We start from the raw sequence: 777 nt of genomic DNA, 5'->3' as shown, positions 1-777 counted from the left end.
GCGACAATTTCCGGCCCATTGTCTGAACGTATGAAACGGGGTGCCCCCCGAAAGTATGAACAGATCCGTCAGGACGTCGATTACATCGGTTGAGTTCAGCTTCCGCTCGACCCTGATTGCCAAACATTCCCGACTGTACTCATCAAGGATGTTCAGCGTCCGGAAGGCTTTGCCATCATCGGTTCGGCAATGGACGAAGTCATACGACCAAACGTGGTTGCGATGCTCCGGCCTCAGCCGAACACACGAGCCATGGTTCAGCCAGAGCCGTCCTTTCTTCGGTTGTTTCGCTGGCACTTTCAGCCCCTCTCGTCGCCAAAGCCGTTCAATTCGCCCATCGCTGACAGACCATCCAGCCTCTCTCAGCAGTGCAGCGAACCTGCGATAGCCATATCGGCCGTATTGACGGGTCAGCTCGATGATGTCGGCCACCAATCGGTCTTCGTCTGCGCGACCTTGTGAGACACGCCGTTGCGTGGACCGGTGTTGTCCAAGCACGCGGCAGGCGCGTCTCTCGGAAACGTTCAGCTGGTTGCGTACATGGCTGATGCAGGCGCGACGACGAGCGGGGCTCAGTAGTTTCCCTTGGCCGCCTCCGTGAGGATCAGTTTGTCCAACGTCAGATCTGAAACCGCGCGTCTCAGCCGCTCGTTCTCTTTCTGTAGCCGCTTCAGTTCCTTCAACTGATCTACACCCATTCCGCATTCGCCGTTGGGCTCGAACCAATGGCGCCTTCAACGGCTCATTTCTTTCGCCAGCGGTAATAGGTTTGTTCAA

General features: G+C 56.8%; 1 pseudogene. It reads right to left on the bottom strand.

Going from position 1 to position 777, the window contains the following annotated elements:
* Positions 1–701 (bottom strand): annotated as a pseudogene (locus Q5Y75_RS28385) (DDE-type integrase/transposase/recombinase); the annotation flags it as partial.
* Positions 702–777 lie beyond the last annotated feature (76 nt).

The sequence above is a fragment of the Ruegeria discodermiae genome, from assembly GCF_030758345.1.
Taxonomy (GTDB): domain Bacteria; phylum Pseudomonadota; class Alphaproteobacteria; order Rhodobacterales; family Rhodobacteraceae; genus Ruegeria_C.
Note: the sequence above shows the minus strand (reverse complement) of the source record. Positions and strands in the feature narration are given on the sequence as shown.